Consider the following 2364-nt stretch of genomic DNA (forward strand, 5'->3'; position numbering starts at 1 on the left):
GCTTAATCAAAGGTTGTTGCATTTCTGTCAACTTCTATTTTCCTGCGGAAAATAGCCGTCGACTTAAAACGCAACTTTCCATACAAAACAACGTTAGCAAAAATATAAAAAACAGTCCGTGAATACCAATATGCCAAAATACAGTTCGACAACAAATTCAGTTTCTCAGGGGATTTTAGCCTGCCTAATTTTATTAGTTTTTGGATTTGGAGTTTTTTCCGCTGTTGAAAATATTATCTATAAAACAATTGCAATTGTTATCACATTTATCATTGTTGGTCTTTTAATTTATTATGTAAAATCGAGGTCATTTTCAATAGTCTTTAAAGATAATCAAGTAATTGTTAAATATAGTTTCAATGGAAAAACAAAATATATCGACTACTCAAACATAACTGAATTGAAATATATAAAGGCTTCTAAAAGTCCGACTTTGAATGAAATAAAGTTTAACGATGGAGATAAGAACCTATCCTTAAAATTTTTATCCATAGAATATAGTAATTATATTGAATTCGTGAAATGGATTAAGTCAAAAAACGAAAAGATTGAATTGACGGTTTTTCCGTCTGACAATTATATGAATCATAAATTACAAGAGATTTATGGGTTTAAATATCGTTAGTTAAATATAAATATTTTGACCTGAACATTGGGATATTAGCTAAACTGAACGAAAATGAACTTTACACGGTTGGAAAAATACTTTTGCTAACACCGTATATAATTTATTGCTGGTTCTAGCCTGCTTACGAAAACCCTCGCGGATTTTCTATTCGATTTTTATTTGCTAAATTTAGTGCTTAAACACGCAACAAACCATATACAAACACGTTGGCAGTAAGTTGACCAAACCAACGAAAATCGAATTTAAATTTAAAATTTCGGTTTTTAAAAAAGTAAATTTAAAACCCAAACTGAATTGAATAAAACACTGAAAAACGAATATTTTCAAATTGCAGTTGGAATATTATTCGGAATTATATTATTAATTCGTTTCATCGACAAAAAATCATTTCTTGGAATTTTTGCCTTCATTGGTTTTTTCTTTATTATTCTGAACATAATCAGACTAATCGATGTTTTGAATGGAAAAAAATCTGACTTAAAAAAGCTGATTAAAGGAACTGTAATTATACCAATAATCTTAGGTTCTTTTATTGGTTTCGTTGCTAACGAATTTAAACATTTAGGAAACACAATAAATGATTCCGGAATCTTCAAAGAGTTTGGAATATATGGTTTAATCTTTGCTATTTTTATAGTCATTTTAAGATATAGTTTTAAACCAAAAGAAAATCGGAAATTTAGTTTTACTGGACTTTTTTCATCGTTAATTGTATTTCCCTTATTATTTATTTCTTGCGTAACTTTTATTAATCGATACAAAGCAGAAAAGGAATTAAATCCTAGAGAAACTATTGTTTGGGAAAAGAAATCTGAAATTGACGAAAAAGACAAAAGCGATTCTCAATATTGGATTTTCACAAACGTTGGAATTTATAACGAGAAGTTCAAAGTTGAATCTGAACTCTGGAATAAATTACGAAAGAATGACACAATACTTTTGTTTATGGAAAAAGGAAATTTAGGATATGAAATAGTTGAGCGGATTGATAAAAAACCTACTGCCAACACCGTGTATAATTAATGGCTTGGTTTTCGCCTACTTACGAAAATCCTCGCGGATTTTCTATTCAGTTTTTATTTACTAAATTTGGTGCTTAAACACGCCACTAATCATACACAAACACGTTGTGTGTAATTTAAAAAACTGAATGCAAAGAACAGAAATCATAAATAAAAACAAGCTTTTTGAACTGATTGAATTTATTCTATCGGATTCAAAAACGGAATTTTATGAATCATATTCTGAAATGGAAAAAGAATTAGTTCGGGTAAATAATTACTCTGAATTTAAAAACTACTTCTCTCACTCAATTTCTGAAAATAAAAAACAATTTGGATTTGGAATTTATCATCCTGAAACCAAAGGCAAATTCTCAATAACGAAATTAAAACTCGACCCGAAATATTGCGACGGAAAAACATACCGAAACCGAATTGACGGTTGGGGAATAATATTCTTGCATCTGAATTTACTAAATATTGAAAACGAAATTGAATGCCGAATTTCTGTGAACTCTAAAAAAAGAGCTGAAAATTGGAAAAACACAAATCCTGAATTTGGAAACCCTGAATTGTGGGAATGGAAAATTATAGAAAGTAACGCAAGAAAAATAATAAACCGATTAAAAAAAACTACACACAACACCGTGTAAAAAAAATTGCTAAATTAGTGCTTAACTAAAAGCAGTTGCATTTTTGCAAACAACAATTTTCCTGCGGAAAATAGCCGTTCAC

3 protein-coding genes are annotated in these 2364 nt (G+C 29.3%); all 3 read left to right on the top strand.

The window, feature by feature from the left end; translation table 11 throughout:
- Window positions 1-400 precede the first annotated feature (400 nt).
- The 3 genes from MPF19_RS18820 to MPF19_RS18830 all read left to right on the top strand — a co-directional run bounded on the left by MPF19_RS18820 (window position 401) and on the right by MPF19_RS18830 (window position 2282).
- Window positions 401-625: a hypothetical protein gene (locus tag MPF19_RS18820; protein WP_249989818.1), complete on the top strand. Its 225-nt coding sequence runs from the start codon at window positions 401-403 to the stop codon at window positions 623-625.
- Window positions 626-922: 297 nt separating this feature from the next.
- The gene (locus MPF19_RS18825; protein WP_249989819.1) at window positions 923-1651 is read left to right on the top strand and encodes a hypothetical protein; all 729 of its coding nucleotides are present in this window, start codon (window positions 923-925) and stop codon (window positions 1649-1651) included.
- 127 nt (window positions 1652-1778) lie between these two features.
- Entirely contained in the window at window positions 1779-2282 is a 504-nt protein-coding gene (locus tag MPF19_RS18830; protein ID WP_249989820.1) for a hypothetical protein, read from the top strand.
- Window positions 2283-2364: the final 82 nt, after the last annotated feature.

The organism is Polaribacter sp. Z014, assembly GCF_023555435.1.
GTDB lineage: Bacteria > Bacteroidota > Bacteroidia > Flavobacteriales > Flavobacteriaceae > Polaribacter.

Bases quoted from the DNA above. Each gene is read 5' to 3' on its own strand.
- MPF19_RS18830 (WP_249989820.1), top strand. From the start codon at position 1,779: ATGCAAAGAACAGAAATCATAAATAAAAACAAGCTTTTTGAACTGATT.